Source organism: Mucilaginibacter sp. A3364 (assembly GCF_059690715.1).
This window is the reverse complement of the sequence record NZ_JCAWED010000001.1, coordinates 221463-246898: the sequence shown is the minus strand read 5'-3', so window position 1 is coordinate 246898 and position 25436 is coordinate 221463. Positions and strand designations below refer to the sequence as shown.

Sequence of the window (25436 nt, the reverse complement as noted above, 5' to 3'; positions counted from 1 at the left end):
ATATTCTTATTTCTTTATCGGATTTAGCGGCGTTTTTAAACCATTGGCTCCTGTTAGCTCCATGGTTACGCTGCCCACCACTAACTCTACGTGGGCCTTAACAGGCACACGGTTACCGTCATCAGTAACCCACAAATATAGTTTACTATTTTTACGGAATATACGCCCCGGAATAATAGTAGGGTTAAACTTTAAACAGTTAAAGGTACCCATGCCGGTTTTAACCTGCTCTTTACCTATATACGTAACCGTTAGTGTTTGCACGCTATCTTCCAGGAAATAGGCCATGCTAAATTTTTCGCCTTCTTTTAGCTTAGCTACATCAATATTACGCGCATAATAATAGGCCGATACAAAATCAAATATCTTACCCTTAAACGGAAACTCACCCTTATCAGCTTTGATCTTGTTGGATTGGTGATTAAATATCACATTATCGGTATGTTTCCAACTGCCTTCGCGGCGGTTTTCGGTGTAATAGTAAGGCAGCAGGGTATTTTTGTCGATGTAGCTATCGTACGTATTACGCACCTTATAAAACACATCAAACGAACCCGCGGTTTTACCACTTACGTTGATGTGATAGCTGGGATGGCCTTCAATTTTTTTACCTCCGTCTTCAACCTTTATAACCGCTTCGGCACCAGTGAATATGCCGTATTTAAGTTTGTAGCTTAATTCCTCGCCGGGTTGAAACACCGGGTCGCCTATTTTTATGTCCTGCCCCAAAGCAAAGTTTAAACAGCCGGTTAAAAGCAAAATACTATATATAAACTTCTTCATGATCAATCTATTACAAAAAGCAATCCAATTACGCGCTTTTGATATTTGATATGCATTAGTGCTAATAGTTTAATCAAAGCAGTGACACGGCATGGTCACAAAAGCATTTAGTCTTTCCGCTTATAAATAGGAACCGTTGAACACGGCTCGCCAAACATTAGCGATTTTACCACCGGTGTAAGCTTCTTCCCTAACTCAACATAAGCTGATACCGGCATATCTATATCACCACAGCCTTTTATTACCAGGCGCTGGTCGCGGTATTGTTCTACGTCTAAATTAGCTACCGCTTTTACGAAAAGAACCGTCTCTAAAGTTTCGGCATCGCCAAAAACAACTTCATTGGCATAGGGCGCCATACGGTTGGCCAGCAGCAGGTATGCCCAGGCCGGTACAATAGCGTCGGCGGTGCAGGTAACAGCTACGTTCTTATCCTGGTATTGTGCCCAGTCGTGCTCCTTTACAAACTCCCTGAAGTCCTTCTCGCGCAAAATAAGGCCCATGTACAGGTTATCTTTTATATCATATACCAAACGCTCGCCATGCGTATAAAAATCAGCAGGATCAAGCGTAACCAGCCCGCTTTGGGCCACTTTGTTCACAAAGTTTTCCTGTATTTCCATAGTTCATTAAAATAAAAAATCCGGGAATAAACGATTAACGCTATTCCCGGATACAAAATTACTTTTTATTAGCTTATAAAAGTCTTGCGCGATTATCTTTTACATTAGCCTTATCAATCAGCGCCTGTAAAAGCTGGCCCTGGGCACGTTGCAAGGTAGCCTGGCCTAATTGTTCTTTCTGTCTAACGGTATTAGTTAAAGCAGCCGGGTTAACAAAGCTTTCAACACTAAACACGTAAACACCATTCTGACCGTCTACCGGTTTTGAAACTTTATTAACTTTCGAACCAAATATAGAACCGATAACTTTATACTCGGTAGTTTGACCCGGGATTACCGGATTAGCCATTACAATGTTTTGTACCGGGGTAACAATAGCACCCGCTTTTTGCGCAACCTGCTCGATAGTTGAGGCGCCGTTTGAGGCGGCTGTAAGCTTCTCGGTTAATTGTTTTGCTTTTACGTAGTTAATTACAAACGCTTTGATCTGGTCTTTAACATCCGCTAAAGCTAAAACGCCTTTTGGTTTAATACCTGATAGGTGTGCAATTACATACTGGTTGTCAACGGTAAATACCTGGTCGTAGGTTTCGCCTTTTTCGGCTTTGTAAACCCATCTTACCAATTCGCGGGCATTATCAAGGCCCGGTAAACCGGCAGCAGTACCTACAATATTATCAGCTGTTTTAAGCTCGATACCTGCTTTTTTAGCGGCGGCTGCAAAATCAGCTTTATCACCAACCGATATAAGGAATGCCTGCGCTTTGCTGTAAGCTGCCGATTGTGTTTTGCTGCTTGCTGTTAATGGTTTATCAACCATAGCAACCTTAACCACTTTTGATGAGCCTTTTAATGCATCAATTTGTATCAGGTGTACACCAAACTGTGAGGTTACAATTTTGTATTCGCCAGCTTTAGCGCTAAATACCGCGTCTTCAAAAACGGGTATCATGGCGCCACGGCCAAAAGTGCCCAGATCGCCACCTTTAACAGCAGAGTTTTTATCAATTGAATAGAGGTTAGCCATATCAGCAAATGATTTGCCGGCTAATATTTGTTTTTTGATGGAATCAGCTTTAGCTAAAGCACCTTCGCCCGGTGCTAACAAAATATGTTTAGCTTTTACCGAATCGGGGCTAATTTGGCTTGATACCAATTTAGCTAAAGCATAGCTACCGTTTTCAAGGTACGGACCATAAACAAAGCCGGGAGCCGCGGTAAACATTACCGAATCTAAAACACCGCCCAACTGGCCTTTCTTTTTGTACGTGATAGGCGCTTTGTTTTCAGAATTGATCTGAACAAATAACGAATCGTTGGTGCTGGCTTGTAGATCAGCTTTTAATTTCTCTACCTGTCCTTTTATAACAGTTGAGTCTTCTTTTGAAGGCGCAGCGTTAAAGGTTACATACTCAATAGCGCGCAACTCCTGCGGGTTTTTAAACTCGCCCTTATGCTCGTCATAGTATGCCTGGTAGTCGGCATCAGTCGGGTTTACTTTATCATCAGCAATGCTTGAATAAGCAAGCATGGCATATTTAAAGTTAACCAGTTTGTTTTTTGCTTCGTAATCGTCTTTAGCTTCTAACGAGTTTACGTATAAACCATTACCTACTAATGACATGTATTTTTCGGCCAGTTTGCTTTCAACCAATTGCTTGATGAAGTTTACCCACTGCGCTTTTTGAGGATCGTCGTTTTTTAAACCCTGCAAACGTTGCACCGTGCTTAATAAGCTCGCTTTATCAAACTGACCGGTTTGCGGGTTGGTAAAAGCCTGCATAATTTGCGGGCTTGGGTTGTTACCGGTTGTCATGGCCTGAGTTTCGTCGGGCGATACGGTTAAACCTAGCTTAGCAACTTCTTTGTTAATTATTACTTTGCTTAAAAACTGGTTCCAGGTGTTAGCCTGTACATAGCTCATAATTTGTGGCGATAAACTGTTTTGGCCGGATTGCTGTTTAAACTGCTGCGAGTTTTGCTCAACCGCAGCGTTAAAATCCTCATACTTAATTTTCTCGCCCGCTACTTCACCTACGGTACTATTATCTTCCCTGAAAAAAGAACCACCTGATTGTACTACCTCTGTAACAACAAAAGCAACTAATGATACACCTATTACACCTGCTACGATCTTACCCATCCGGTCGCGCAGATAACCCATTACAGCCATACTACTTATATAATGTTTTTATTTTGTTTTAATAATTCTCAAAAAGAGGCGCAAGATACAATTTTTAATAAAATTATATAACACAATTTTTTTACCTGGAAATGATACTATTGCGAGGCGCTATCGGTTACCATAAATACACCTGTCGACCTGTCAAACGTGGGGTTATTTAGCTTATCATCGCTCTTAAAGTTGGCCCCGTTCATAATGTCACCCCCGGGTGTTGTTATCTGCACCGGCTTGGTTGAATAGATAATTTGCCTGTTCTGATCCCAGATCAATTGGTCTGATTTATAGATCCCCCCGTCTGCGCTGGTGGCCACTACATTGTGATGAAATTCTATAATATTTGCCATATCCCGTTGATAGGCCAGATCAGATACGATATTGCCCGATTCGGCCCCTTTGTCGTAGGCTATTACCTTTACGCCTTTAGGCATTACGTAATATGAACTGTCAACATGAGCTGCGGTATCAATATGATGATAAATCAACAAGGGCGTTATTACCCTGAATTTCACCTTGGCCGAGTCACTATACAATATATTAACATTCCGAAAAGTATCAACCGGAAGGTTGATCTGTTTGGCAGATATCTCTTTGATCTTGTTCAGATCATTTTCGCAAGCGGCCAGCAACAGCATGCCTGTAAACATTACCGGGAAAATAAAACGGGCTACCTGTTTGGCATCAATACGCATAGCGCAATTAATCAAAGCGGTAGCGTTGGAACCACCTGTCGTTAAGCGTAAAGCCTATATGTATGTTAAAATAGTTCTCTTTAACCAATCCGTTGTTTAAGGTGCCGCGGCTACCAACTTCGGCAGCCAGGTTAATTTTGTAAAAGCTTTGTGTTATACCGTTTGAGCGTAGTGGTAAACCAAAGCCAAACGTTACCGCCTGCGATTTGATATTGGTTGAGCCTGTACCTGTTGGATTAGCTATGTTGTAGTAAGTTTGATCATATATAAAACCCAATCGGTAATCTATCAAAGCCAGGTAATTGCCCAAGGCATTAACATTAGGTGTAAACTGGCCGCCCACATTAATGGTGCTGCTATTGGCCATACCCTGGTTAGTGCCGTTAATAGATAGTTGCGACCACTTGCCCATGCTGTAATCAACACCGACTAAAAATTTTTCGTCGCGCTGGTATGATATACCGAAGTGGTTTATCAGTGGTAATTTTAATTTAGATACTGCGCCTTGTATGTTTACTAACGAGTCTACCGCGGCACTTTCGTTACCCTGCGCGTCAAGCGTGTATTGGCTGGCAATGTAGTTAAAACGGGTATTTAAATTGCTGCCTAATGAATTTGAGTAGGCTAAAATAATGTGGCGACTTAATGAAAGGTCGATCTGGTACTGCGCGCCAAAATCAAAATTCAGGCCACCTATGGCACTGCTCTCTTCAATCCTGGGGTTTAAATTACCAAACAGGTTAGGCATTTCAACCGAGCGTATATTTTTTATATTACCAAAGATGTATGAAACGTTAGCACCTACTGATAAGTTACGGTTAATAGCTATACCATAGCCAAAAAATGCTTTTGAAAGGCCGCCTTCGCCGGTGTATTTATTGTTTGTGGTATTGGTATCAACAGATGAGCCTGTGCCATGGCCTTTAAATGATTCGCGATAGTTATAACCTACCGAACTATACGGCAATAAACCAAATGCCAGTGCCGAATGCTTGGTTACCGGGAAACCAAATGTAATATGGCTTAACCTGTAGTTTGACGATGTTGCCGCAGTTTGACCGGTTTGGTTAAGCTTATTAAAATTGGCATATAAACCGATATCAACCGTAGTGAAGTTAATAGCTGAATAGGCCGCAGGGTTAAGCACGTTTATAGTATTATAACCATTTATGCGGTTTACTGCGGTTGCTATGCCACCCATAGCACGGTTTTGCGGCAATAATGGCTGGTTAAGATCGCCCAAACCATAACGAGTGTAAGGAGAACTTGTGGTACGTAGTGTTTGTGCATTTGCAGCAAATGCGGTAACTGCTAATAAAAATATTATAAAAACCTTAGTGTGTTTGATCATTATGCTTTTGTGTAGCTGCATTTAAGCCCTTAAGTATTAAATGCGGTTCAATTTTTATATAGGGGGCAAAGATGCTATTTTTCAATAGAGTATCAAAAAAAATACTGTCGCCACCCGTTAGTATAATATTTAGTTTAGTATTGCTGCCCTTATAGCTTTCAATAAAGCCCAGCAGCTCAAATTTAATTCCGTTTTGTACGCCCGATGTGATAGCCTTCGTGGTATCGTCACCATAATTACTGTCAAACTCCTTATCGGCATTTACCAATGGCAGGCCTGCTGTGTAATAATTTAAAGCGTTATAACGCATTTTTAAGCCCGGCGATATACTGCCGCCAAAATAATTTCCTTCCACATCAACCCAATCATAGGTTATACAGGTGCCCCCATCAATTACCAGGTTATTTACCCCGGGGTATAAATGGTGCGCCCCTAATACCCCAACCAGCCTATCGGCCCCTAATGTTAAGGGCGTGCGGTAGTGATTATGTATGCCTGCGGCCATGATATTGCTAAAATAAACAACCGGCGTTTTGGCCTCCAACAGAGTTTGCCAGCTTTCGGCAGTTTTTTTAACAGTTGATATAATGGCCGAATTAATTTGGTGTTGACCGAATAACTCATCCAACTTGCCACCATTAAGCACTTCATACTGTTTGCTCAACAGTATTTCATCCCGCTCAAAAACAGCCAGTTTGGTGTAGGTGTTACCAATATCAATAACCAAATTAGCCATCAGTTTAAACCGTTTTTTTGTTGCTGATGAAACATGTCACAAAGCTAATATAACGCCCGAAATTTGGGCCAAAGTAAAAGTTAAAAAGTGTTAAACTGAAAGTAGATGATGGCTGCCAGCAACAGCACATAAACACTTTCATAAAACCAACGCTTGCCTGCTGTTAAAAAATAATAGGCAAAAAGCACCACGAGCGGTATAACGCACAGCAAAAAATGGTCAAGCTGAAATCGCGAACGCACATAAAAACACATCCCCGCTACAACAAACAACACAAATAACAACTGGAACGATTTGCGTATTTGCACATAGCTCCTGAAAAACACCTGCCGTATTTGTACAAGGCTTAATATAAAAATGACAACCACCGGTATGAGCACCAGGTAATTGTAGTAGTTAATATTTACGCTATCAGGAAATTTGGCCCCCAAAGGCGCCCATATATTATACAATAAAGGCAACTGGCCGCGCAGGTAATAAAACACCGCCAGGAAGAAAAATATAGTGGCGTAGCCGATAATACCTGTGGTCCACTCGCGCCAGTTAAACGGCCTGAAAAGTATCAGCCCCGCAAAAATACCCAGGAAAAGAAATATAAAAGGGAAATAGATCAAGGTACCTACGGCCACTATCATCCCCATATCATAGGTTGTTGATTTGGCATCCTCCCCTTTATATAGGTCAAACAGTTTATACAGCATCCATATCACCAAAAAATTGCATAGCAAAGGTGCGCTCAATACCACAAAAGGTGCAAATAACGATGTAAGGCTTACATACATCAGCGCCGGCAAAAAGCTGGGTTTGCCTAATAAGTTATATTGATTTACCAGCCGGTTTATCCAAAGCGCCTGGGCTAGCACTATGGCTGCAGCTACAAAAACATTAGCTATTGGTAACAGCGTATCGCCATTTGCAAAAGGCAATAAAGGGCGCGCGAAGGATTCCACACAATTAAAAATCAAATTATCCGGCAAATGCAGCACATAGCCCAAACGCAGCACTATCATTAACAGGATGAGCCATAAAATATTCAGCGGATTGTATGTGCGGAAAACATTGATCATTTACCCGGCAATATTAGCGAAAATTGTTACACTACCTTGCATACCGCTTCACCATATCGTGCACTATTTGTGTTGTTTCATCAGGGAAGTTTACAAAAACACGGTTCTCTTCCTTTATCCAGTATTTAAGGCGACCAACAAAACTGTCATCAATGGCCTGCACAACGGTTACACCCAGGCGGGCGGCGGCTACGGCATTGCATTGCTGCTCGTACTGGCCCTGCATGGGTATCATCATCAGCTTTTTTTGCAGAAAGAGCGCTTCGGCAGGGCCCTCAAAGCCACCACCTGTAAGCAAGCCTTCGCAGGTGGCCAGGCTTTGGTTAAAACCAACATTGTTTACCGGGAATATGTGAATATTATCCAGCTGGTAAGGCGTTTTTTGGCGTTTGGAGAAGATGTGCCACTCTACATTACTAACCTGGCCCAGGTATTTGGCCAGCTTCATATCGTCATATGCGGGCAGGTATACAGTGTAATGTCCCTGGTTGCTGGTAACCATATTACGTATCTCGCTACGAATTACCGGCGTGTGTACAAAGTCAGCATACCGCTCAAAATGGAAACCGATGTGATGCGTGGTTGGCGAATAATATTTCAACAACCACTCAGAAAAACTCCATTTAGGCGGGCGCGGCGTGTTTTTAGATACGAATGAACACTGGTGACTTAGCGATACCGAAGGCTTGCCCTGCAACTTACAAGCCCAGGCGCTCACGGGTTCAAAATCATTGATCACCAGGTCATAATCCTTCAGCGGCAGGCTGCGCATATCACGCCAAAGCTGGGGTGTATCCATAATATTGAAGGTGGCCCATTTATCAACTCCGCCCTGCGTACCAAACACAAAGCTAAAACCATGAAATTTATATTTAAGCGGGTGCGGAAGGGTAACCTCGGCTTCGGTGCCGCTTACCAGCAGGTCAAGTTCGCCGTATTGTTGTAGCAGAGGTACAATCTCGCGGGCACGGCTTATGTGGCCGTTGCCTGTACCTTGTATGGCAAATAATATTTTCATTAGGCTTTGTTATCACAAAGATATTATTTGCTTACAGTTAAAACAGGGTCTTTTTTCAAAAACAAAAAGCCCCTCTATTGCAATAGAGGGGCTTTTGTATGACGTGTACTCAGTTATTAGAACGAATAACCTAACGATAGGCCGAAACCGCTGTTTTTAACCTTTGGCTGGTTTTGGTTATCGGTAGCGGCTTTATCAAGTCGAACGCGTAGTTAGCATTGATACTAACATTGCTATTTATATGATAGCCTACACCGACGTTACCGCCTATTACCGATTTACGGAGGTCATCAGTACTATTATCCGTGCCTAACGAAGTGCCGTTTGCATAACTCTCTGACGATTGCGAAAGCAGAAAAGCCACCTGCGGACCGGCAAATAAAGTAACTTCGGGTGCCGGTTTAAAGCCAAATAGTAAAGGCACATCCAAATAATTTAAGCGGGTTTTGATCTCGCCGGTGTTATTGCCCACGGTAGCTTTTAAATTACCACCTTTTTGGCTGTATAACACATGCGGCATAAATGAAAAGCCGTTGGCTATCGGCAGGTCGGCATATACACCGCCCTGGAAACCTGGCTTATAATCGTAACTGTATGAATTTCCGCCGGCCTGGTAGGTACCCAATGTGGTTAACGAAGCACCGGCTTTAATACCAAACGTAGGTTTCATTGATTGTGCTTTGGCAGCATTGATCCCACCCAAAACACTTAAACTTATTGCTGATAGTATGATTAACTTTTTCATAATGTTGATGATCTTTTTTATAAAATTTTTGAGATCAAAAACACCATATCTGTGCCAAACGGCCAATATTTATGGGTAATTATATGTAGTTCATACTTAAAAAGTACAGGTTGGCATCAATACCGTTGGCATTAAAAAGTGTATATTTTGGAGTACTATTTTGGCTGATACGGTAGCCACATCAAACAAAAAGCCCCGCCGGGCAAACCCAACGGAGCTTTTAACTATTTGCAGTTTTATTAGAACGAGTAACCCAAAGTAAGCGCGAAACCGCTGTTGCGTTCGCCACCGTCTTTATCACCCGAAGCTACGTGCGAAAAATCGATGGTGTAATGCAGGTTAACACCAATGTTGTCGTTAATATCATACCCTAAACCAAAGTTACCGCCAACCTGTACTTTTCTAAATCCATCGGTATTAGTATCGGCGCCGCTACCTACGCCGGTGACAGTAGCAGTTGTAGTTTGACCCAAAAGGAAACCAACCTGCGGACCAACATAAAAACTCAATTTATCCTGGGCTTTATATTTAAGCAAGAATGGCACGTCAATATAATCTAAACGTGTTTTCGACTCGATGTTATAACCTGCTAAAGTAGTTGACCCTTTGCCTCCTTTTTGAGTATATAATACCTGTGTAAAAATTGATACTTTGCCATTAATCGGCTCGTCGACAGTTAAACCACCCTGAAAACCGGGTGTGAAGTTGTAAGGCAACGATATGCCATTGTCAACAGCGGTACCTAAAGTAAATAGTGACATACCGGCTTTAATACCAAAACGAGGTTTTCCGGACTGTGCAAATGTTTTTTGCGCGCAGGCGACAGTAGCCACGCAAGCTACTGCGAACGATAAGAAAAGGTTTTTCATTTTTTAAATTGTGATTTGTTTGTGTGCGGCAAAGATAATAATATAATAATATCGCCTTTACGAATTTTCCTGCCTGAAACGCTGCAACAACAAATTTACATCCATTTTAGCGTCCAGATCTTCGGCATCGGTAAGGTCATCATCCTCTACTTCTTTGCTAAAATCCTCAGGGCGGTATTTAAATACGGTCCACTGTTTATCGTGGTATTCAAGTGCGGTAAGGCTTTCTACCCAGTCGCCGCTGTTTAGATATAGCACCTTGCCCGGGGTATCGGTAGCTTGTATCTCGCGTATCTCGGCGTGGTGTATGTGGCCGCAAATTACGTATTGGTATTCTTTGGCAACGGCAAGGTCGGCAGCGGTTTGTTCAAACTGGTTGATGAATTTTACCGCGTCTTTAAACTTTGCCTTTATTTTTTGCGAGAAACTCATTTTTGGCCTGCCCAGCAAGGTTAAAAACCAGTTGGTAAAGCTGTTGAGTAATATCAGCGTATCATACCCTACCGCGCCTAGCTTGGCCAGCCATTTGGAGTGCTGCATGGTAACGTCAAACACATCGCCATGAAATATCCAGGCCTTTTTGTTGTCGATATTGAGCACGATCTTGTTCAGCAATTGAAACGAGCCCAGGTTCATGTCGGCAAACTTGCGCAGCATCTCATCATGGTTCCCCGTAAGGTAATAAACAGGTACACCATCGGTAACAAATTTTAGTATGCGGCGTACCACTTTCATGTGGCTTTCGGGCCAGTAGCTTTTGCTAAACTGCCATATATCAATAATATCGCCATTGAGGATAAGCATTTTAGGTTTAATGCTTTTTAAATACTTTAACAGTTCCTTGGCGTGGCAGCCATAGGTACCCAAATGCACGTCGGATATGACAACGATATCAACTTCGCGTTTAGCCATGAAAATAAAAGGGGATAATATGCCGTCCGGTAAGTATTACCGGGTAATGAGGAAGGAAACTTTGTATCGAAGCGGTACTGTTATTCGTCGTCTTCGTCTTCATTAACTTTAAGCTCATACGGACTTAAATAGAAAACACCTACCATTAGCAGGAGCCCTATTACCACCATATATGATGTGTACTCAAATTGCATGTTTTTTCAGTTTTGGTAAAGTTCTGTTTTATTAATTATCTGTATGTTAAGACTATATTAAATGTAAAAGGTTACACCAACCTTGAAAATTTTTAGGCTTAACAACGCTTAAAAATAGATCAGTTAAATGAAAATTAGATGATATACAAAGCGGCAAACCGCAAAACACATCCGTGGCTTATAACATACTGGCCTAAAGATAGTTTGCTTCCGCGAAAATATTTCTGATAGTTTTTAACCCTGTGTTAATAACCTTAGCGTTATACTTAAAGCAGGGTCATCAATTCTTTCAGATGCGTGATCTGCACCGGCACATCGGCAGGCTGCTCGGCGTTGAAAGGATTAAAGTAGATAGCATCAATGCCGCAATGCAAAGCACCGTACACATCGGCCTCCAGGCTGTCGCCTATCATCAGGCTTTCGCGGTGGTTGGTTTTGGCCAGATCAAGCGCATAATTAAAAATAGCAGGATCGGGCTTGTTAACCCCTACCTGTTCAGACAATATCACGTTTTGAAAATACTTACCCAGTCCGCTGCCGCTTATTTTTACATCCTGCGATTCTTTAAATCCGTTTGATATCAGGTGTAGCGTATACTTGCCGCTCAGGTATTCCAATGTTTCGTGCGCGTGCGGAAAAAGGTTTGTTTTGGTGGGACAAAGACGAACGTAAGCATCTTCAAAATCGGCAGGCATTACATCGGGGTGTACGCCCAGGTCCAGAAAAGTTTGTTTAAATCGCGCCTCGCGCAAAGTTTCTTTGGTAATATTACCTACATGATACTCGCGCCACAGCTTATGATTATTGGCCGTATAAGTTTCAATAAAAATATCGGCCGATGCTAAACCCAGGTCGTCCAACTTATGCAGCAAGTATAACTCGTGCAGGGTTTCTTCGGCGTTTTTATCAAAATCCCAGATGGTATGATCAAGGTCAAAAAAAATGTGCTGGTATTTCGAATTTCGGATGTTCAATTTCGGATTTGCTTGTGTGGTGGCAAAGCTAAGCAAAAGGCAGTTTCTATTTTTAGCTAAAGCCTATTTTTACTTGTCAATGTCTATCAACAATAAACCTTATCTTAGAGTAACCAATACCACCTACATGCCACGCAAATACCTTATACTGCTATTATTATGCAGCATTGTTTTTGGCTTTACCGCGAAGCTAAAAGAGCCCGGCTGGACGCAATTATTTAACGGCAAAAGCCTTGCCGGCTGGGACACCTACCTGGGCCCGGACCTGGACGATAAAGGTAAGTTTATTACACAAACTCCGATAGGCCTGAACAACGATCCGCGCCGCGTTTTTACAGTAGTTAATGCGGATAACGAACCTGCCATCCGCATATCCGGCGAAAACTGGGGAGCCATCATCACCAAAGCCGAATACGAGAACTATCATTTACAGCTACAGTTTAAATGGGGAAAATTAACCTGGGGGCAACGCAAAAATGGTAAAAAAGACAGCGGCCTGCTTTACCACTCGGTTGGCCCTAACGGCGCCGACTATGGTGCCTGGATGCGGGCGCAGGAGTTCCAGGTGGAAGAAGGTACCTGCGGCGATTTTTGGGGCTGCGCCGGCGGCATGGCAGATATACCTGCGGTTAAAACAACAGCCAATAATTTTGCATATAGCGCGCAAGGCACGCTTACCACTTTTAGCGAAGGCAACAAACAGGGGCGACATTGCACCAAACAAGGCGTAAGCTATGAAAACCCGTCGGGAGAATGGAACACGCTTGACTTGTATTGTCATGGCGACACCAGCATACATGTAGTAAATGGTAAAGTGGCTATGGTATTGTACCACAATAGCCAAAATGATAAAGGTATAATTACGCTGTTAGCCAAAGGGAAGATCCAACTACAATCTGAAGGAGCAGAAGTGTTTTACCGGCATATAGCGATGCAGAAAATTGATAAGCTGCCTGCACATATGCTTAAGTAGCGATGGGTTTAAAACCCATCGTTACGGCAATAATTATTTAAACAGGTAGGTTAAACTACCAACCTGTGTTTCGGGGGCGGTTTTGTTTTTGTCGAATTTCATTTTCATCACAGCTTCTTCAACTTTGTGCACAAAGGCTTTGTCTTTTACGGTAGTGCTTTTGTTGGCTTTGGCCGATACTACGTTACCTTTGCGGTCCATTACCACATCAACGGTAACCGTACCTTTTGCATGGCCAATATTGTTTACCGATGCCTGCATGGTTATTTTACGGCCCGCAGGGATGTTGGCGGTTAAGCGGTTTACCAGTTTGTCGTCATCGGCAAAAACATGTACCGAAACTGCCAGCAGCAATGTAGTACAAAATGTTATGATCGTCTTTTTCATTTGTTGTGAGTTTTTCTTACTTAACTCACTATTAGCGTGATTGTTTGAAGATTTTACAACTAATAGCTATTTTATTTATTGACACCGGTTCGCACATCTGTTCAAGCCAATTATATAATTATAATATCACAAAAACTTAACACCTTTACATACACTTTTGCCCTGTTATAATTCAAAGATTTACTGATCCACTTAAACTCCGCTACGCGGATGGCAATTATTATGAAAAAGCACCTCTCTATTGCATTGCTTGCCTTGTTTATATCAACAGGGCAACTTATGGCACAAACTGCCAAACACGTTATTTTTGTAACTATTGACGGTTTCCGGCCTGATTTTTACCTGGAAGAAGGCTGGCAAACACCTAACCTGCACGCGCTGATGAATGATGGCGCATATGCTAAAGGCGTAAACAGCGTATTCCCGTCAATGACCTACCCTTCGCATACCACTATTGTTACCGGTGTGCAGCCTGCCAAACACGGCATTTTTTACAACAATATATTTACACCCGATGGCGCGCCGCAAGCCCCATACTGGCAGGATAGCTCTATCCACGTACCTACCATCTGGAAAGCGGCCAAAGCAAAAGGCATGACCGTTGCCTCGCTTTACTGGCCGGTATCTGCCAACGCCCCTGTTGATTATAACATACCTGACATTGGCAGTTTAGGCGATGGCGTTCGCGAAGAATACTCGTTACCGAAAGGCTTTTATGCAGAAGTAAAAAAAGAAGTATTTGGCGGCGCCGATAAGATAGAACACGGCAAAAACACCAATATAGCTAAGATAGCGGCTTACATTATTAAAAAAAGCAAACCGGAGCTGATGACCATCCACGTGTTCTCTGTAGATGGTGCCGAGCATGCCGAGGGCCGTAGCGGTCCGCGTGTAAAAGAGGCGGTGATTGACGCTGATAATGCTGTTGGTATTATTATGGATGCTTTAAAAGAGGCCGGTATATGGGACAGCACCGTACTGATGATCGGTGGCGACCACGGTTTTTATGACGTAAAGAAAACCATAGCGCCAAACGTTTGGCTTAAAGAAGCAGGCCTGATAACCGACCTTAAAACCGGCGACTGGAAAGCACAATTTAACTATTCCGGCGGTTCGGCCCACCTGTACCTGAAAGACCCTAAAGATATGGCAACGCTGGATAAAGTGAAAGCTATATTGGCGTCGCAGCCGGACAGCATAAAACAATACTACCGCATTATTACCAAAGAGCAGATAACCAAAGGTGGTTTTAACCCTAACCTGGCTATGGCTCTTACCGGCGAACATGACGCAGCATTTAGCGGAGCTGTAACCGGCGCTGCGGTAAGAGCAGGCAGAGGCGGTACCCACGGCTATTTCCCCGATACTAAAAACATCCGCACCGGCCTGGTAGCTCACGGCCCGGGCATACGCAAAGGCGCCGTTATTGAAGAAATGGACCTAAAGGATATGACACCTATAATGACCAAACTGCTAGGTATTTCGTTCCCGAAAGTGGATGGTAAGATACCGGCGGGGTTGTTGAAATAATCAACTTCCTCTCCAATAAAAAAGCCATCGTTTACTAACAGATGGCTTTTTTATTGCTTACAGGGTTGACTCACCCCTTATGATCCTTACACAACCTCAATTCTGTGCAAACACATGAAACTTCAGCGTAGCAGTAGTAGCGCCCGAAACAACAATGTTATAGGTTTTGCCTGCCGCGACCGTGGTTGGCATATTTAAACCAACAGTCCCCGAACCTGCGGCATACAGCAGTAAGGTAGTATTTGCATCAACCTGCTGATAGTAGGATGCTCGACGAAACGCCAGGTTACTCACAATTTTTGCGCCGCCCGAAACTGCCAGGTCTACACGTTCGCCTACGGCACGGCTTAAATTAATAAGGCGTATACGGGCTTTATTGGCTACTGGTATAGCAATGCTGTCTTCTGCCATAAAATAGGTAGAAGTACCTGCGTCATTCACATAGTAAACACTATAAAACCCATTAGCGTTCAAGTTAAGATCGACCTTGGCATTAGCTACCGCAGACCCTATAGTTCTGAATTCACCTTTACTTTCTCCGCTTTTACCGGCTGCGTAAGCAGATGCTTCGCCATAAGCCACGGCCTGGGCGTTTAACCTGATACCGTCCATATAAAACTCCTGCGCGGATGAACCCTCTGCGGAATTAACCACACGCACCGAAGCTGTTTTCGTTTCAGGATCAGATGGCTGTTCATTGTCCTTTTTACAAGAATAAAAAGCAGTTGAAAGTGCTAAAGCAACTACTGATAATGTTAAATATGGCTTTTTAAGCCCAAAATTGATGTTTTTCATGGTAGTATTTAATTTTTGATAGGACAAACTCAAATACTATTCCAAAAAGGAGTAATTTTACTCCAACTCCTTCGGAAACCAAACTTTGTAACCCTTCACCTGCTCCTTAGCAGCATCACTCACCGGGATTTTCCAAACATCAAAAAAACGGCTCATGTTGCTATTGGTGGTTTTGCAGATAGTTGTAAACCACAGATCGCGTTTTTCCTGGTCGGTGTTAGGGTATTTATCTTTGGGCAAGTGCCGGTAAATAGTGTGCGCGGCTTTGATAGCATCCCAACTAAAAGCTTCAATAATTTGGGTGTACATACTTAGGGCCAGGAAGGGATCATCGCTCCATTTTTTATAGCTTGGGTTGTCAGCCAAATACATTTTTATTTTTTCAATAACGGCGGCTTTGCCGGGTATAGCTTCATGGTTATATAGGCCTTTGTGCAGCACTTTATCATACACATGCATGGTGTATAGGTTTACCGTAACCTCGCCGGTACCCGAAAAGTCGATACCCGGAAACTGGTGTCTGTGCCCGAGCTCATGAAAATGCCCCCACGAACCTTTCGCGCGTAAAAGGCTCTCATCCAACATTAGGGCGCAGCTGCCGTCATCGGGCGCTACAATGCGGTCGGGCGCGCAAAACATATAGGCACCGGGCACGCCTACATCGCTATCAATAATGATCCGCTCCTGGTAGGCCCGCTTAGGCGATATAACAGCCAGATCAGCATCGGCTTTTAAAACCTCGTCCCAAAATTGCAGCAGCTTAACCGGGTTGCTCAAGTTGCGGATGCGGTATGAGGGCACGGTGAGGATAATATTATCGGTAGCCAGTTCGGCCCATGGGGCGGGGTTATTGCGTATGGTGGCGTTCCAATCGGCTTCGCTGGTGTCGCCCAGTTTAAAATAGGGCGATTTAACCGCGCCTTTAACATGTATACTTATGTTTTTAAGCTTGCAGGTATCGGCAACGTTCAACAGCAACAAGCCACCGTAGGGCGAATAGACCTCCGTTTCAGGCTTTACCAAATAGAAGGTTTTGGTCAGGTCCAATCCGATGCGGGTCATTTGATCCAGATCCAGCAGATCATCTTTGTGCACGCCAATCTGCACTCTTAATTTTTGCTTCACCAGTTCAGGACTTATGGAAATAATCACTCTTTCGCCCGCGGCAACGTACAGCCCGGTACTATGCGGCCGGTGATAAACAGATCGTGGTTCTGACAAACCCTGCAGGCCCACTTTAACCGGGATAGTCACGGTTTCATCCACACGACTGGCCGTAGCCGCCACCGGACCGGGAAATATTTCATATCCTGTGGCTTTTGCAGCGGGTTTATTGTCCAGGTGTTCTTTAACATAGATCATATACCCTATGCGGGCCGCCGTTTTTGCCGTATCACTTTTTATGACCCAGGGCCTGGCGGGCGATGGCACCGGCAGGGTATCGGGTATATGAAAATAGTTTTTAAGATACTGCATAACCGGCGAACGTGGTTCGTTGTACCGAAGCACCACATCAAGCGTTGGGCTCATTAAATACGCGTTGGCATACTGGCTCAGATTATCCGTCCATGCCGGGATGAGCAGCCAGGGTAGCATGGTGTTGATATGTAGGTAGCTGGGCACACTATCTGTACGCAAGGTTTTATTATCCGGCGTTTGGATAACTAACATATTGGGATTGTAAATGCCCGCTTTTGCCAGTAAGGGCGCTATGCCAAGCTCTTCAAATACATAGGGCTGCGAGTTATCATGAGTTTTAAACAAGTCGGCATAAGGTGATGTAAAAATGAGGGTACCACCATTGCTGATAAAAGCCTCAATTCGCGCCAGCTGACCGGCATCTTTAATATCATTGGTAATTATTAAAATGTCGGTATTATTTTTTAGATCGAGGTTAGTTAGCGTATAAGGTTTCGCTTTCCCCGCTTTGAGGAATGCCTGTAGTGCCGGGTTATCCACCTCTTTAGTTAGCGCTACGCGGATGCTTTTTTTGCCGACGCCTGCCCATTGCAAGGTATTTTGCAGCAATTGTTTTACAGATTTATCCTTCAGCATATCACCGCGCAAATACGCCACCGAGCCCAGCGCCAAAACCTTACCTTTGCCCAGCGTGGAAGCCATAATAGAAATGGCCCGCATATCGGCAACTATTTTAAAGCCTACCGTCGCTAAAATTTCGGGGCGCTCATTGGCTGTAAAGTAAACCGCTACCCGGTCTGGCAGTGGCGGCATGGGGATGCTATCAATACCCTTCAGTAGTTGTTGTCGCAAGCTTTGCGCACTTGCTGGGCTTGCGGCAGCAGTGGTTAATAGTAAAAAAAGCAGCAGGCGATAAATTGTAACAGGCATAAGTATAGATTCTGTAGCCTAAGATAAGTTAAAAGGCATAACAAGGATTACAGCCTGAGTTATTTTAACGATTTTTAACGATAGTAAACCCTTTAGCATGCTACAAAACATGTAGCGTTGTAGCGTGCTACGCATAACCCGCTACACTTTATCGCCAAAGGCCAGATCGCCGGCATCGCCCAGACCCGGTACGATGTAGGATTTGCTGGTCATTTCTTCATCAACCGCGCATACCCATATTTTGGCTTTCGGCAGGTTAGCGCGCACATGTTGTATGCCTTCGGTGCTGGCAATTACAGCGGCAATATGCAGGCTGGCAATGGTGTAGGTGGCCATCAGTTCTTTACAAACCTCCACTATACTTTGGCCGGTAGCCAGCATGGTATCGCATAGGATGAAGGTCTTGCCATCAAGGTTGGGGGTTGATATATGATCAACCCGTATGGTGAAATCGCCCGTACGTTTTACTTTGCGGTAAGCCGTGATAAATGCTGATGATGATTGGTCAAAGTAATTCATAAACCCCTGGTGAAAAGGTAGCCCGGCCCGCAATATGGTGCCTAGTACCGGCGATTGGTCGGGCACATCAATATTGCAGGTGCCCAGCGGGGTTTGCACTTCAATGGTAGTATAGGCCAGGGTTTTGCTGATCTCGTAAGCCAGTATTTCGCCCAGTTTTTCCTGGTTACGCTTAAAGCGCTGTTTATCTTGCTGGATGTTCTCGTCGCGCAGTTCGGCCAGGAAACTATTGGCAATGGAGTTGGTTTTGTTTAAAATAAAAGGGCTAGGCATAATCAGGGGATTAAATTGGTTACCTAAATATAAGCATTGCAGTTTTGCAAACCAAAAATTTATCTGCTGACATAGGGCTGTCATAACAGGCATTAATTTTGTTTTGCTATCGGGATTGAAAAGATGACGTTCAACTAATCTTTAATCTTCAAACCCTAATCTTTAAAACCGTATTTTTACATCAAACATGGATTTTAAATTAACATCTCAATATAAACCAACCGGCGACCAGCCCGAGGCCATCCGTCAATTGGTTGAAGGCGTAAACGGCGGCGAAAATTATCAAACCCTGCTGGGCGTAACCGGCTCGGGCAAAACGTTTACGGTGGCCAATGTTATCCAGCAAACGCAAAAGCCAACGCTGATATTAAGCCACAACAAAACTCTTGCCGCGCAGCTGTACGGCGAGTTCAAACAGTTTTTCCCCGAAAACGCGGTGAATTACTTTGTATCTTATTATGATTATTACCAGCCCGAAGCTTTCATCCCCACAACCAACACCTATATTGAAAAGGATCTACAGATAAACGAGGAAATAGAAAAACTGCGCCTGCGCACAACTTCGGCCCTGATGAGCGGCCGCAGGGATGTTATCGTGGTATCGTCCATTTCCTGCATTTATGGTATGGGTAACCCCGAGGATTTTGCGGCGTCGGTGTTCAGCTTTGCGGTAGGTACGCGCATTAGCCGTAACGCTTTTTTACACCGCCTGGTCGAAATATTATACGCCCGCACCACCGCCGACTTTAAGCGCGGTACCTTCCGCGTAAAAGGTGATACCGTTGATATTTTTCCACCATATATGGATCACGCCTACCGGGTATCTTTTTTTGGCGATGATATTGAAGAACTAAGTTCATTCGACATACAAACGGGCAAAACGCTGGAAAAAATGACGCACATGGTGGTTTATCCGGCCAATCTGTATGTAGCGCCACGCGAACGTTTCCAGCAATCTATCTGGGCTATACAGGAAGAATTGGAAACCCGTAAAAAGCAATTTATAGACGATGGCCGTTTCCTGGAAGCCAAACGTTTGGAAGAAAGGGTGAATTACGATCTGGAGATGATCCGCGAGTTGGGTTACTGTTCGGGTATTGAAAATTACTCGCGCTTTTTTGATGGGCGTGCGCCGGGTGCAAGGCCCTTCTGCCTGTTAGATTACTTCCATGATGATTACCTGATGGTGATTGACGAAAGCCACGTTACAGTACCGCAAATCCGCGCTATGTATGGCGGCGACCGTTCGCGCAAGATCTCATTGGTTGATTATGGTTTCCGTTTGCCTGCGGCGATGGATAACCGCCCGCTAAACTTCCAGGAATTTGAGCGCCTGGCACCGCAAACCATTTACGTAAGCGCTACCCCGGCTGATTTTGAACTGGAAAAATCAGGTGGTGTTGTGGTTGAACAGGTTATCAGGCCTACAGGCTTGTTGGACCCGCTCATCGAAGTTCGCCCGGTTATAAACCAGGTGGATGACCTGCTGGACGAGGTTGACAAAACCATAAAAATGGGCGACCGCGTACTGGTTACCACTCTAACCAAACGCATGGCCGAAGAACTGGCCAAATACATGGACCGCCTTGGCATAAAATGCCGTTACATTCACTCGGAAGTTAAGACACTGCAACGGGTAGAGATATTGCGCGATCTGCGTTTAGGTGTGTTTGATGTGTTGATCGGTATAAACTTGCTTCGTGAGGGATTGGACCTTCCCGAGGTATCGTTAGTAGCTATTTTGGATGCCGATAAAGAAGGTTTCCTGCGTAGCGAGCGCTCGTTGATCCAGACGATTGGTCGCGCTGCGCGTAATGACCGTGGCCGGGTGATCATGTATGCCGATACGATCACCGACTCGATGGAAATAACCATTAATGAAACCGCCCGTCGCCGCGAAAAACAAATTTTGTATAACGAAGAGCATGGCATCACCCCTACAACGGTAGGCAAAACCAAGGCCGAGATCATTGAGCAAACATCAGTAATGGACTTTGCAGGCGGTGTACAAAAAGCCTACGTAGAAACGGATGTAATGACCCTGGCTGCCGACCCGATAGTTCAATACATGTCAAAAGCCGACCTGAAAAAATCTATCGACAACACTAAAAAAGATATGCTAGCGGCAGCAAAAAATATGGACTTCCTGTTAGCTGCCAAGCTGCGTGATGAAATGTTTGCGCTGGAAAAAATGATGGAGGAGAAGTTTTAGTTAAACTTTAATACACTGCGCGTTAAGCGGGAAACAGTTTTTTCGATATCTTGGTGATCTGATTGATTACTAATGGCTAACAAACAAAAACTGGCTCACCCGGCCTTTATTATAGCGATATTTGTTTTAGTGTTGAATGATTGGTATCTGAAACAAACATTTCCCAATTACTTAACAGGCAAGCTATCAGATATAGCGGGATTATTTGCTTTTCCGTTTTTCTTAAGCGCTTTACTTCCCCGCCGTAACACAATAATATATGTGTTGACGGCATGCGCTTTTATTGCCTGGAAATCGCCGCTTATTCAGCCTGTTATTAACCAGCTTAATGCTTTGGCGATACCTGTATCCCGGGTGGTTGATTATACTGATTGCTTTGCACTGCTGATATTACCGGTATCGTTTTACCTGGTACAGCAACAACCGGTACTCACGCTAAAGCCGGTATTGTTAAATAGCCTGCTGGTATTTGCCGGCCTGTCATTTACAGCTACAAGCCTGCCGCCGGGTACGTATACCCATTTTGATAACCTCAATAAAACCTATACTTTTCCATTTTCAAAACGCGAACTCACCTCCCGCATCAATAGCATGCAACTGGCCTATGTGCGCGAACTTGACAGCTATGTGCATTACCAAAATAACGGGCTGCATTTTGATAGCAAGGCAAACAGTTTTTATTACACCTCGCCATTTGAAAAAGGTAAAGTGGATACGATTGCCCGCCTGCTGGATGATGAAAAAATAACCGACCAGGACACCATCACCCTAAATACCAGCTATGCCAATGTTATTATCACAGGCAACCAGGATTCGTCGCATCTTAAATTAATAGCGCTCAGACGGTACGTACGTAAATCAGAAAAAGGCGACCCCATACAAACAAGTATTCAATTTTTTGAAAAAATGGTGCTCAAAAAAATCAAACGCTACGGCAAATAACTACAGGGCTGGTTTAGTGACACTGGGGTGATGCAAGGTTTGTAACAATCGCTCTCCACCCTACGTCAAAATATCGTTGTAAATCATAACTTAAGTATTTACACGTTATAATCCTATATTTGTAATTCAATAGTAAACTCAAAATGTCAGCATTACTTAAATTTCTGTTGGTATCTATCGGTATTTTATACCTTATACGCATGCTTGCCCGTTTGTTGCTGCCTATGCTTTTTCAAAGCGTGGTTAACAAGGCGCAACAGCAGGCTCAACAACAAAACAACTACAATCGCCCGAATAATAATCCTACAGGTCGTATAAAAATTGACTTCATCCCCGAAGAAGCCAAAAAAACCAAGATACCCGAAAGCGAAGGCGACTTTGTAGAGTACGAAGAAGTTAAAAAATGAGTATAATACCCGAAGAAGTATATAAACGCAGGCGCAGGCATGATAATACCCCGCCTTCTATTATGTTGGTTATTACCAATTTTATAGTGTGCAGTGTGCTGTTCTCTTCGGTAAGTAATATAAACTGGTTTTTTATTACTGTACTTGTTGTGCTGGCCGCTTATAACGGTTATACTATTAACCGCAACCGCGACGAGATAAACAAAACTAATATCATCGTGTACTTTGCAAGCATAGCGCTGATAGTTTTCTTCTATTTTATTACCCGCCCCGAGTAATACAAACAGTTTTCATTATTAATTTCAAATACGGCGCAAATTTCTATTTTTGAGCTTTATATATTATTTCCAATTAAAAAACTTACATGAGTAACTGGTTCAAGCGCAATGGCATCCATTTTGCCATCATCGGGATTTTTTTTGTGGTGTGCTTCATCTACTTCACCCCTGCTTTTCAAGGTAAAGTATTAGGCCAAAGCGATGTTATAGGCGCGCAATCAACCCAAACCGAGATCAACAAATACAAGGAAAGCGGCGAAACCATTTTATGGACCAACCAGATTTTTGGTGGTATGCCTGCCTTCCAGATATGGGCTCCCTACGCCAACAACATCACTACCTATATCGTATCGGGCCTTAAGTATACATTCCCTGATCCTATCGACATCGTATTGTTGCTATTAGCCGGCGCTTACTTTTTGTTCATCGTTTTACGCATGAACCCCTGGCTGGCCGCTGCCGGCGCCCTGGCGTTTACCTTTTCATCCTACAACATTATTTATATTGCTGCCGGGCACTCAAACCAGGTGTTTGCCATAGCCTTTTTTGCACCAATTATAGCGAGTATTATTTTAACGCTGCGCGGAAAATACTTACTCGGCGCATCGCTTACCGCTTTGTTCCTGGCTATCGAGATCAGGGCCAACCACGTTCAAATGACCTATTATTTAATGCTGGCCCTGTTAATAATGGTTGGTATTGAATTATTTCACGCTATAAAAACTAAAACACTGCCGGGTTTTGCTAAGTCAATCAGTTACCTGGGCGCGGCCCTTGTACTATCTATCGCCGTAAATGCCTCTACTTTATGGAGCACTTATGATTATGGGAAAGACAGCATCCGCGGTAAATCAAATTTAGCACTTGATGTGAAAGCCGCAGGTAGCGGTGGAGACGGGCTCACCCGCAAATACGCGTACGAATGGAGCCAGGGCGTTGGCGAATCGCTGAGCTTTTTGGTACCAAACGTGTATGGCGGAGGCTCAGGGACAGAACAACTGGATCAAAACTCTGCAACCGCAAAAGTATTCATCAACCGTAATATACCCGAAGCTGAGGCTGTTAAATACGCATCGGCCATAGCCAGCGGCGGCGTTGCGCAGGGCATGGGCATGTATTGGGGTAACAAGCCGTTTACTGCCGGCCCGTGGTATTTTGGGGCTGCTATTTGTTTCCTGTTCATATTTGGTTTAATTGTGGTTAAAGACCGCATTAAATGGTGGTTGCTGGGCGCGGTTGTATTAACCATGCTGTTATCATTTGGCGCCAACCTGCCTTTCCTTTCAGACCTTTTCTTTAACTATTTCCCGCTATATAACAAGTTCCGCGCGGTCGAGTCTATCTTGTCGGTAACCATGTTATGTTTCCCTATACTGGCCATGCTGGCAGTTAAAGAGGTTATTGACAATGCTGATAAAACCTACCTGTTAAACAAACTAAAAATTGCCTTTTATATCAGCGGTGGTTTAACGTTGCTGCTTATCGTATTGCCAAGTGTTTTATTAAGCTTCCGCGCCGAAACCCAAACCGAAGGCATAGCCCAGTTAGCGCAAACGCTGCAAGGTGATAACAACCTGGCCAACGAAGTATCTAACGCCATTGTACAGGATCGTATTGGCCTGGCGCGTGCAGATGCTATACGCACCCTGATCTTTATTTTAATTGCATTTGGCTTACTATGGGCATTTATCAAACAAAAAGTAAATGTCACCCTGTTATCACTGGGCTTTTTAGCTATTATTTTGGTTGATTTATGGCAGATAGACAAACGTTACTTAAAAGAGGAAAGCTTCTCTGATAAACCTGTGAGCGACAAACCGCCGATGCGCGAGGTTGACCAGTTTATAGCCCGCGATACCGACCCTAATTTCCGCGTTTTTGATGCTACTGCTAACCCTATTTATGATGTTACCAATCCGTTTTATCATAAGTCATTTGGTGGCTATTCGGCCGCACGTATGAAACGCATACAGGAGGTTATTGAGCGCCAGTTTGCCCGCAGCATTAACCATGATGTGTTGGATATGATGAACGTAAAATACATCATATCTGCCGACCCGAAAACCAACAATACCAACATGAGTGTAAACAACACGGCTTGTGGCAATGCATGGTTTGTACGCGGTGTAAACTTTGTTAAAGGCGGCGATCAGGAGATGCAGGAGATAACCACTTTCTCGCCAAAAGATGAAGCAGTTGTTGATGAGCAATACAAAAGCCTGATAGATACTACTAAAATTGGTGTTGATGCGAATGCCTACATCAAATTAACCAAGTATCATCCGGACCATTTAGAATATCAAAGCAGTTCGTCTGTTGGCCAGATAGCCGTATTCTCTGAGATATATTACAACAAAGGCTGGACCATGAAGATAGACGGTAAAGAAGCGCCATACTTCCGCGCCGATTACCTGTTACGCGCGGCAGTGCTGCCAATTGGTAACCACAAGATCACGTTTGATTTCCACCCAACATCATACTACACCGGCGAAGGCATATCGCTGGCCGGATCGGTAATACTAGTGCTGGCATTGGGTTTTGCTGGTTATACCGAGAATAAAAAGAAACCGGCGGAGAAGAAAGTGTAAGCTACTGCCAGGATAAACGAAAGAGCGATGGGTGTTA

At 43.8% G+C, this 25436-nt stretch carries 23 protein-coding genes; 7 read left to right on the top strand and 16 right to left on the bottom strand.

From position 1 onward, the window contains the following. Positions 1-6 precede the first annotated feature (6 nt). From AC59JT_RS01015 to AC59JT_RS00960, 12 genes are all read right to left on the bottom strand, one after another. Positions 7-783, bottom strand: coding sequence for a DUF3108 domain-containing protein (locus tag AC59JT_RS01015; protein ID WP_497395228.1), 777 nt, complete (start codon positions 781-783; stop codon positions 7-9). 107 nt (positions 784-890) lie between these two features. Further along, entirely contained in the window at positions 891-1406 is a 516-nt protein-coding gene (locus AC59JT_RS01010; protein WP_497395226.1) for a DUF2480 family protein, read from the bottom strand. A 73-nt stretch (positions 1407-1479) separates the two neighbouring features. Beyond that, positions 1480-3579, bottom strand: a complete 2100-nt coding sequence (locus tag AC59JT_RS01005) for a SurA N-terminal domain-containing protein (protein ID WP_497395224.1) — start codon at positions 3577-3579, stop codon at positions 1480-1482. Positions 3580-3686: 107 nt separating this feature from the next. After that, positions 3687-4280: an LPS export ABC transporter periplasmic protein LptC gene (lptC, locus tag AC59JT_RS01000; protein WP_497395222.1), complete on the bottom strand. Its 594-nt coding sequence runs from the start codon at positions 4278-4280 to the stop codon at positions 3687-3689. Between the two features lie 7 nt (positions 4281-4287). Then, a complete protein-coding gene (gene bamG / locus AC59JT_RS00995; protein WP_497395220.1) occupies positions 4288-5631 on the bottom strand; it encodes a BamG family beta-barrel-assembly machinery protein in 1344 nt (447 codons plus the stop codon). Then, positions 5615-6367 (bottom strand): type III pantothenate kinase, encoded by a 753-nt coding sequence (locus AC59JT_RS00990; protein ID WP_497395218.1) that lies wholly within the window; start codon positions 6365-6367, stop codon positions 5615-5617. Before AC59JT_RS00990 ends, bamG begins: the two co-directional genes overlap by 17 nt. A gap of 80 nt (positions 6368-6447) precedes the next feature. Then, entirely contained in the window at positions 6448-7434 is a 987-nt protein-coding gene (locus tag AC59JT_RS00985; RefSeq protein ID WP_497395216.1) for a DUF6427 family protein, read from the bottom strand. A 31-nt stretch (positions 7435-7465) separates the two neighbouring features. After that, positions 7466-8452 carry a glycosyltransferase family protein gene (locus AC59JT_RS00980; RefSeq protein ID WP_497395214.1) on the bottom strand — a complete coding sequence of 329 codons (987 nt, stop codon included), beginning with the start codon at positions 8450-8452 and terminating at the stop codon, positions 7466-7468. 130 nt (positions 8453-8582) lie between these two features. Then, the gene (locus tag AC59JT_RS00975) at positions 8583-9197 is read right to left on the bottom strand and encodes a porin family protein (RefSeq protein ID WP_497395212.1); all 615 of its coding nucleotides are present in this window, start codon (positions 9195-9197) and stop codon (positions 8583-8585) included. A 239-nt stretch (positions 9198-9436) separates the two neighbouring features. Beyond that, positions 9437-10066, bottom strand: a complete 630-nt coding sequence (locus AC59JT_RS00970) for a porin family protein (RefSeq protein ID WP_497395210.1) — start codon at positions 10064-10066, stop codon at positions 9437-9439. A 57-nt stretch (positions 10067-10123) separates the two neighbouring features. Next, positions 10124-10978, bottom strand: coding sequence for a UDP-2,3-diacylglucosamine diphosphatase (locus tag AC59JT_RS00965; protein WP_497395208.1), 855 nt, complete (start codon positions 10976-10978; stop codon positions 10124-10126). A gap of 460 nt (positions 10979-11438) precedes the next feature. Next, positions 11439-12182: a YjjG family noncanonical pyrimidine nucleotidase gene (locus AC59JT_RS00960; protein WP_497395206.1), complete on the bottom strand. Its 744-nt coding sequence runs from the start codon at positions 12180-12182 to the stop codon at positions 11439-11441. Positions 12183-12273: 91 nt separating this feature from the next. Here AC59JT_RS00960 and AC59JT_RS00955 point away from each other — a divergent pair, with 91 nt between their 5' ends. Next, positions 12274-13119, top strand: coding sequence for a 3-keto-disaccharide hydrolase (locus AC59JT_RS00955; RefSeq protein WP_497395204.1), 846 nt, complete (start codon positions 12274-12276; stop codon positions 13117-13119). A gap of 33 nt (positions 13120-13152) precedes the next feature. Here the strand turns inward: AC59JT_RS00955 and AC59JT_RS00950 are convergent, their stop codons facing one another. After that, positions 13153-13506 (bottom strand): energy transducer TonB, encoded by a 354-nt coding sequence (locus AC59JT_RS00950; protein ID WP_497395202.1) that lies wholly within the window; start codon positions 13504-13506, stop codon positions 13153-13155. Positions 13507-13728: 222 nt separating this feature from the next. Between AC59JT_RS00950 and AC59JT_RS00945 the strand changes: the two genes are divergently transcribed. Beyond that, entirely contained in the window at positions 13729-15036 is a 1308-nt protein-coding gene (locus AC59JT_RS00945; protein WP_497395200.1) for an alkaline phosphatase family protein, read from the top strand. Between the two features lie 96 nt (positions 15037-15132). Here AC59JT_RS00945 and AC59JT_RS00940 read toward each other — a convergent pair whose 3' ends face one another. From AC59JT_RS00940 to upp, 3 genes are all read right to left on the bottom strand, one after another. Then, entirely contained in the window at positions 15133-15831 is a 699-nt protein-coding gene (locus tag AC59JT_RS00940) for a DUF4397 domain-containing protein (RefSeq protein ID WP_497395198.1), read from the bottom strand. A 57-nt stretch (positions 15832-15888) separates the two neighbouring features. Beyond that, the gene (locus AC59JT_RS00935) at positions 15889-18180 is read right to left on the bottom strand and encodes a M60 family metallopeptidase (RefSeq protein WP_497395196.1); all 2292 of its coding nucleotides are present in this window, start codon (positions 18178-18180) and stop codon (positions 15889-15891) included. A 141-nt stretch (positions 18181-18321) separates the two neighbouring features. Further along, the gene (gene upp, locus AC59JT_RS00930; protein ID WP_497395194.1) at positions 18322-18972 is read right to left on the bottom strand and encodes a uracil phosphoribosyltransferase; all 651 of its coding nucleotides are present in this window, start codon (positions 18970-18972) and stop codon (positions 18322-18324) included. 187 nt (positions 18973-19159) lie between these two features. Here upp and uvrB point away from each other — a divergent pair, with 187 nt between their 5' ends. From uvrB to AC59JT_RS00905, 5 genes are all read left to right on the top strand, one after another. Continuing rightward, on the top strand, positions 19160-21184 hold the full coding sequence (gene uvrB / locus AC59JT_RS00925) for an excinuclease ABC subunit UvrB (protein WP_497395192.1): 2025 nt from the start codon (positions 19160-19162) through the stop codon (positions 21182-21184). Positions 21185-21256: 72 nt separating this feature from the next. Beyond that, positions 21257-22126, top strand: a complete 870-nt coding sequence (locus tag AC59JT_RS00920; RefSeq protein WP_497395190.1) for a hypothetical protein — start codon at positions 21257-21259, stop codon at positions 22124-22126. Positions 22127-22269: 143 nt separating this feature from the next. Beyond that, positions 22270-22533 carry a DUF4834 family protein gene (locus tag AC59JT_RS00915; RefSeq protein WP_497395188.1) on the top strand — a complete coding sequence of 88 codons (264 nt, stop codon included), beginning with the start codon at positions 22270-22272 and terminating at the stop codon, positions 22531-22533. Then, complete coding sequence (locus AC59JT_RS00910) at positions 22530-22811, top strand: hypothetical protein (protein ID WP_497395186.1); 282 nt, start codon at positions 22530-22532, stop codon at positions 22809-22811. The genes AC59JT_RS00915 and AC59JT_RS00910 overlap by 4 nt, the downstream gene beginning before the upstream one ends. A gap of 86 nt (positions 22812-22897) precedes the next feature. Continuing rightward, on the top strand, positions 22898-25399 hold the full coding sequence (locus tag AC59JT_RS00905; protein ID WP_497395184.1) for a YfhO family protein: 2502 nt from the start codon (positions 22898-22900) through the stop codon (positions 25397-25399). Positions 25400-25436: the final 37 nt, after the last annotated feature.

Excerpts from the sequence above, each read along its gene's own strand:
- AC59JT_RS01015 (WP_497395228.1), bottom strand. The coding sequence starts at position 783 with ATGAAGAAGTTTATATATAGTATTTTGCTTTTAACCGGCTGTTTAAAC.
- AC59JT_RS01010 (WP_497395226.1), bottom strand. The coding sequence starts at position 1,406 with ATGGAAATACAGGAAAACTTTGTGAACAAAGTGGCCCAAAGCGGGCTG.
- AC59JT_RS01005 (WP_497395224.1), bottom strand. The coding sequence starts at position 3,579 with ATGGCTGTAATGGGTTATCTGCGCGACCGGATGGGTAAGATCGTAGCA.
- lptC (WP_497395222.1), bottom strand. The coding sequence starts at position 4,280 with ATGCGTATTGATGCCAAACAGGTAGCCCGTTTTATTTTCCCGGTAATG.
- bamG (WP_497395220.1), bottom strand. The coding sequence starts at position 5,631 with ATGATCAAACACACTAAGGTTTTTATAATATTTTTATTAGCAGTTACC.
- AC59JT_RS00990 (WP_497395218.1), bottom strand. The coding sequence starts at position 6,367 with ATGGCTAATTTGGTTATTGATATTGGTAACACCTACACCAAACTGGCT.
- AC59JT_RS00985 (WP_497395216.1), bottom strand. The coding sequence starts at position 7,434 with ATGATCAATGTTTTCCGCACATACAATCCGCTGAATATTTTATGGCTC.
- AC59JT_RS00980 (WP_497395214.1), bottom strand. The coding sequence starts at position 8,452 with ATGAAAATATTATTTGCCATACAAGGTACAGGCAACGGCCACATAAGC.
- AC59JT_RS00975 (WP_497395212.1), bottom strand. The coding sequence starts at position 9,197 with ATGAAAAAGTTAATCATACTATCAGCAATAAGTTTAAGTGTTTTGGGT.
- AC59JT_RS00970 (WP_497395210.1), bottom strand. The coding sequence starts at position 10,066 with ATGAAAAACCTTTTCTTATCGTTCGCAGTAGCTTGCGTGGCTACTGTC.
- AC59JT_RS00965 (WP_497395208.1), bottom strand. The coding sequence starts at position 10,978 with ATGGCTAAACGCGAAGTTGATATCGTTGTCATATCCGACGTGCATTTG.
- AC59JT_RS00955 (WP_497395204.1), top strand. The coding sequence starts at position 12,274 with ATGCCACGCAAATACCTTATACTGCTATTATTATGCAGCATTGTTTTT.
- AC59JT_RS00950 (WP_497395202.1), bottom strand. The coding sequence starts at position 13,506 with ATGAAAAAGACGATCATAACATTTTGTACTACATTGCTGCTGGCAGTT.
- AC59JT_RS00945 (WP_497395200.1), top strand. The coding sequence starts at position 13,729 with ATGAAAAAGCACCTCTCTATTGCATTGCTTGCCTTGTTTATATCAACA.
- AC59JT_RS00940 (WP_497395198.1), bottom strand. The coding sequence starts at position 15,831 with ATGAAAAACATCAATTTTGGGCTTAAAAAGCCATATTTAACATTATCA.
- AC59JT_RS00935 (WP_497395196.1), bottom strand. The coding sequence starts at position 18,180 with ATGCCTGTTACAATTTATCGCCTGCTGCTTTTTTTACTATTAACCACT.
- upp (WP_497395194.1), bottom strand. The coding sequence starts at position 18,972 with ATGCCTAGCCCTTTTATTTTAAACAAAACCAACTCCATTGCCAATAGT.
- uvrB (WP_497395192.1), top strand. The coding sequence starts at position 19,160 with ATGGATTTTAAATTAACATCTCAATATAAACCAACCGGCGACCAGCCC.
- AC59JT_RS00920 (WP_497395190.1), top strand. The coding sequence starts at position 21,257 with ATGGCTAACAAACAAAAACTGGCTCACCCGGCCTTTATTATAGCGATA.
- AC59JT_RS00915 (WP_497395188.1), top strand. The coding sequence starts at position 22,270 with ATGTCAGCATTACTTAAATTTCTGTTGGTATCTATCGGTATTTTATAC.
- AC59JT_RS00910 (WP_497395186.1), top strand. The coding sequence starts at position 22,530 with ATGAGTATAATACCCGAAGAAGTATATAAACGCAGGCGCAGGCATGAT.
- AC59JT_RS00905 (WP_497395184.1), top strand. The coding sequence starts at position 22,898 with ATGAGTAACTGGTTCAAGCGCAATGGCATCCATTTTGCCATCATCGGG.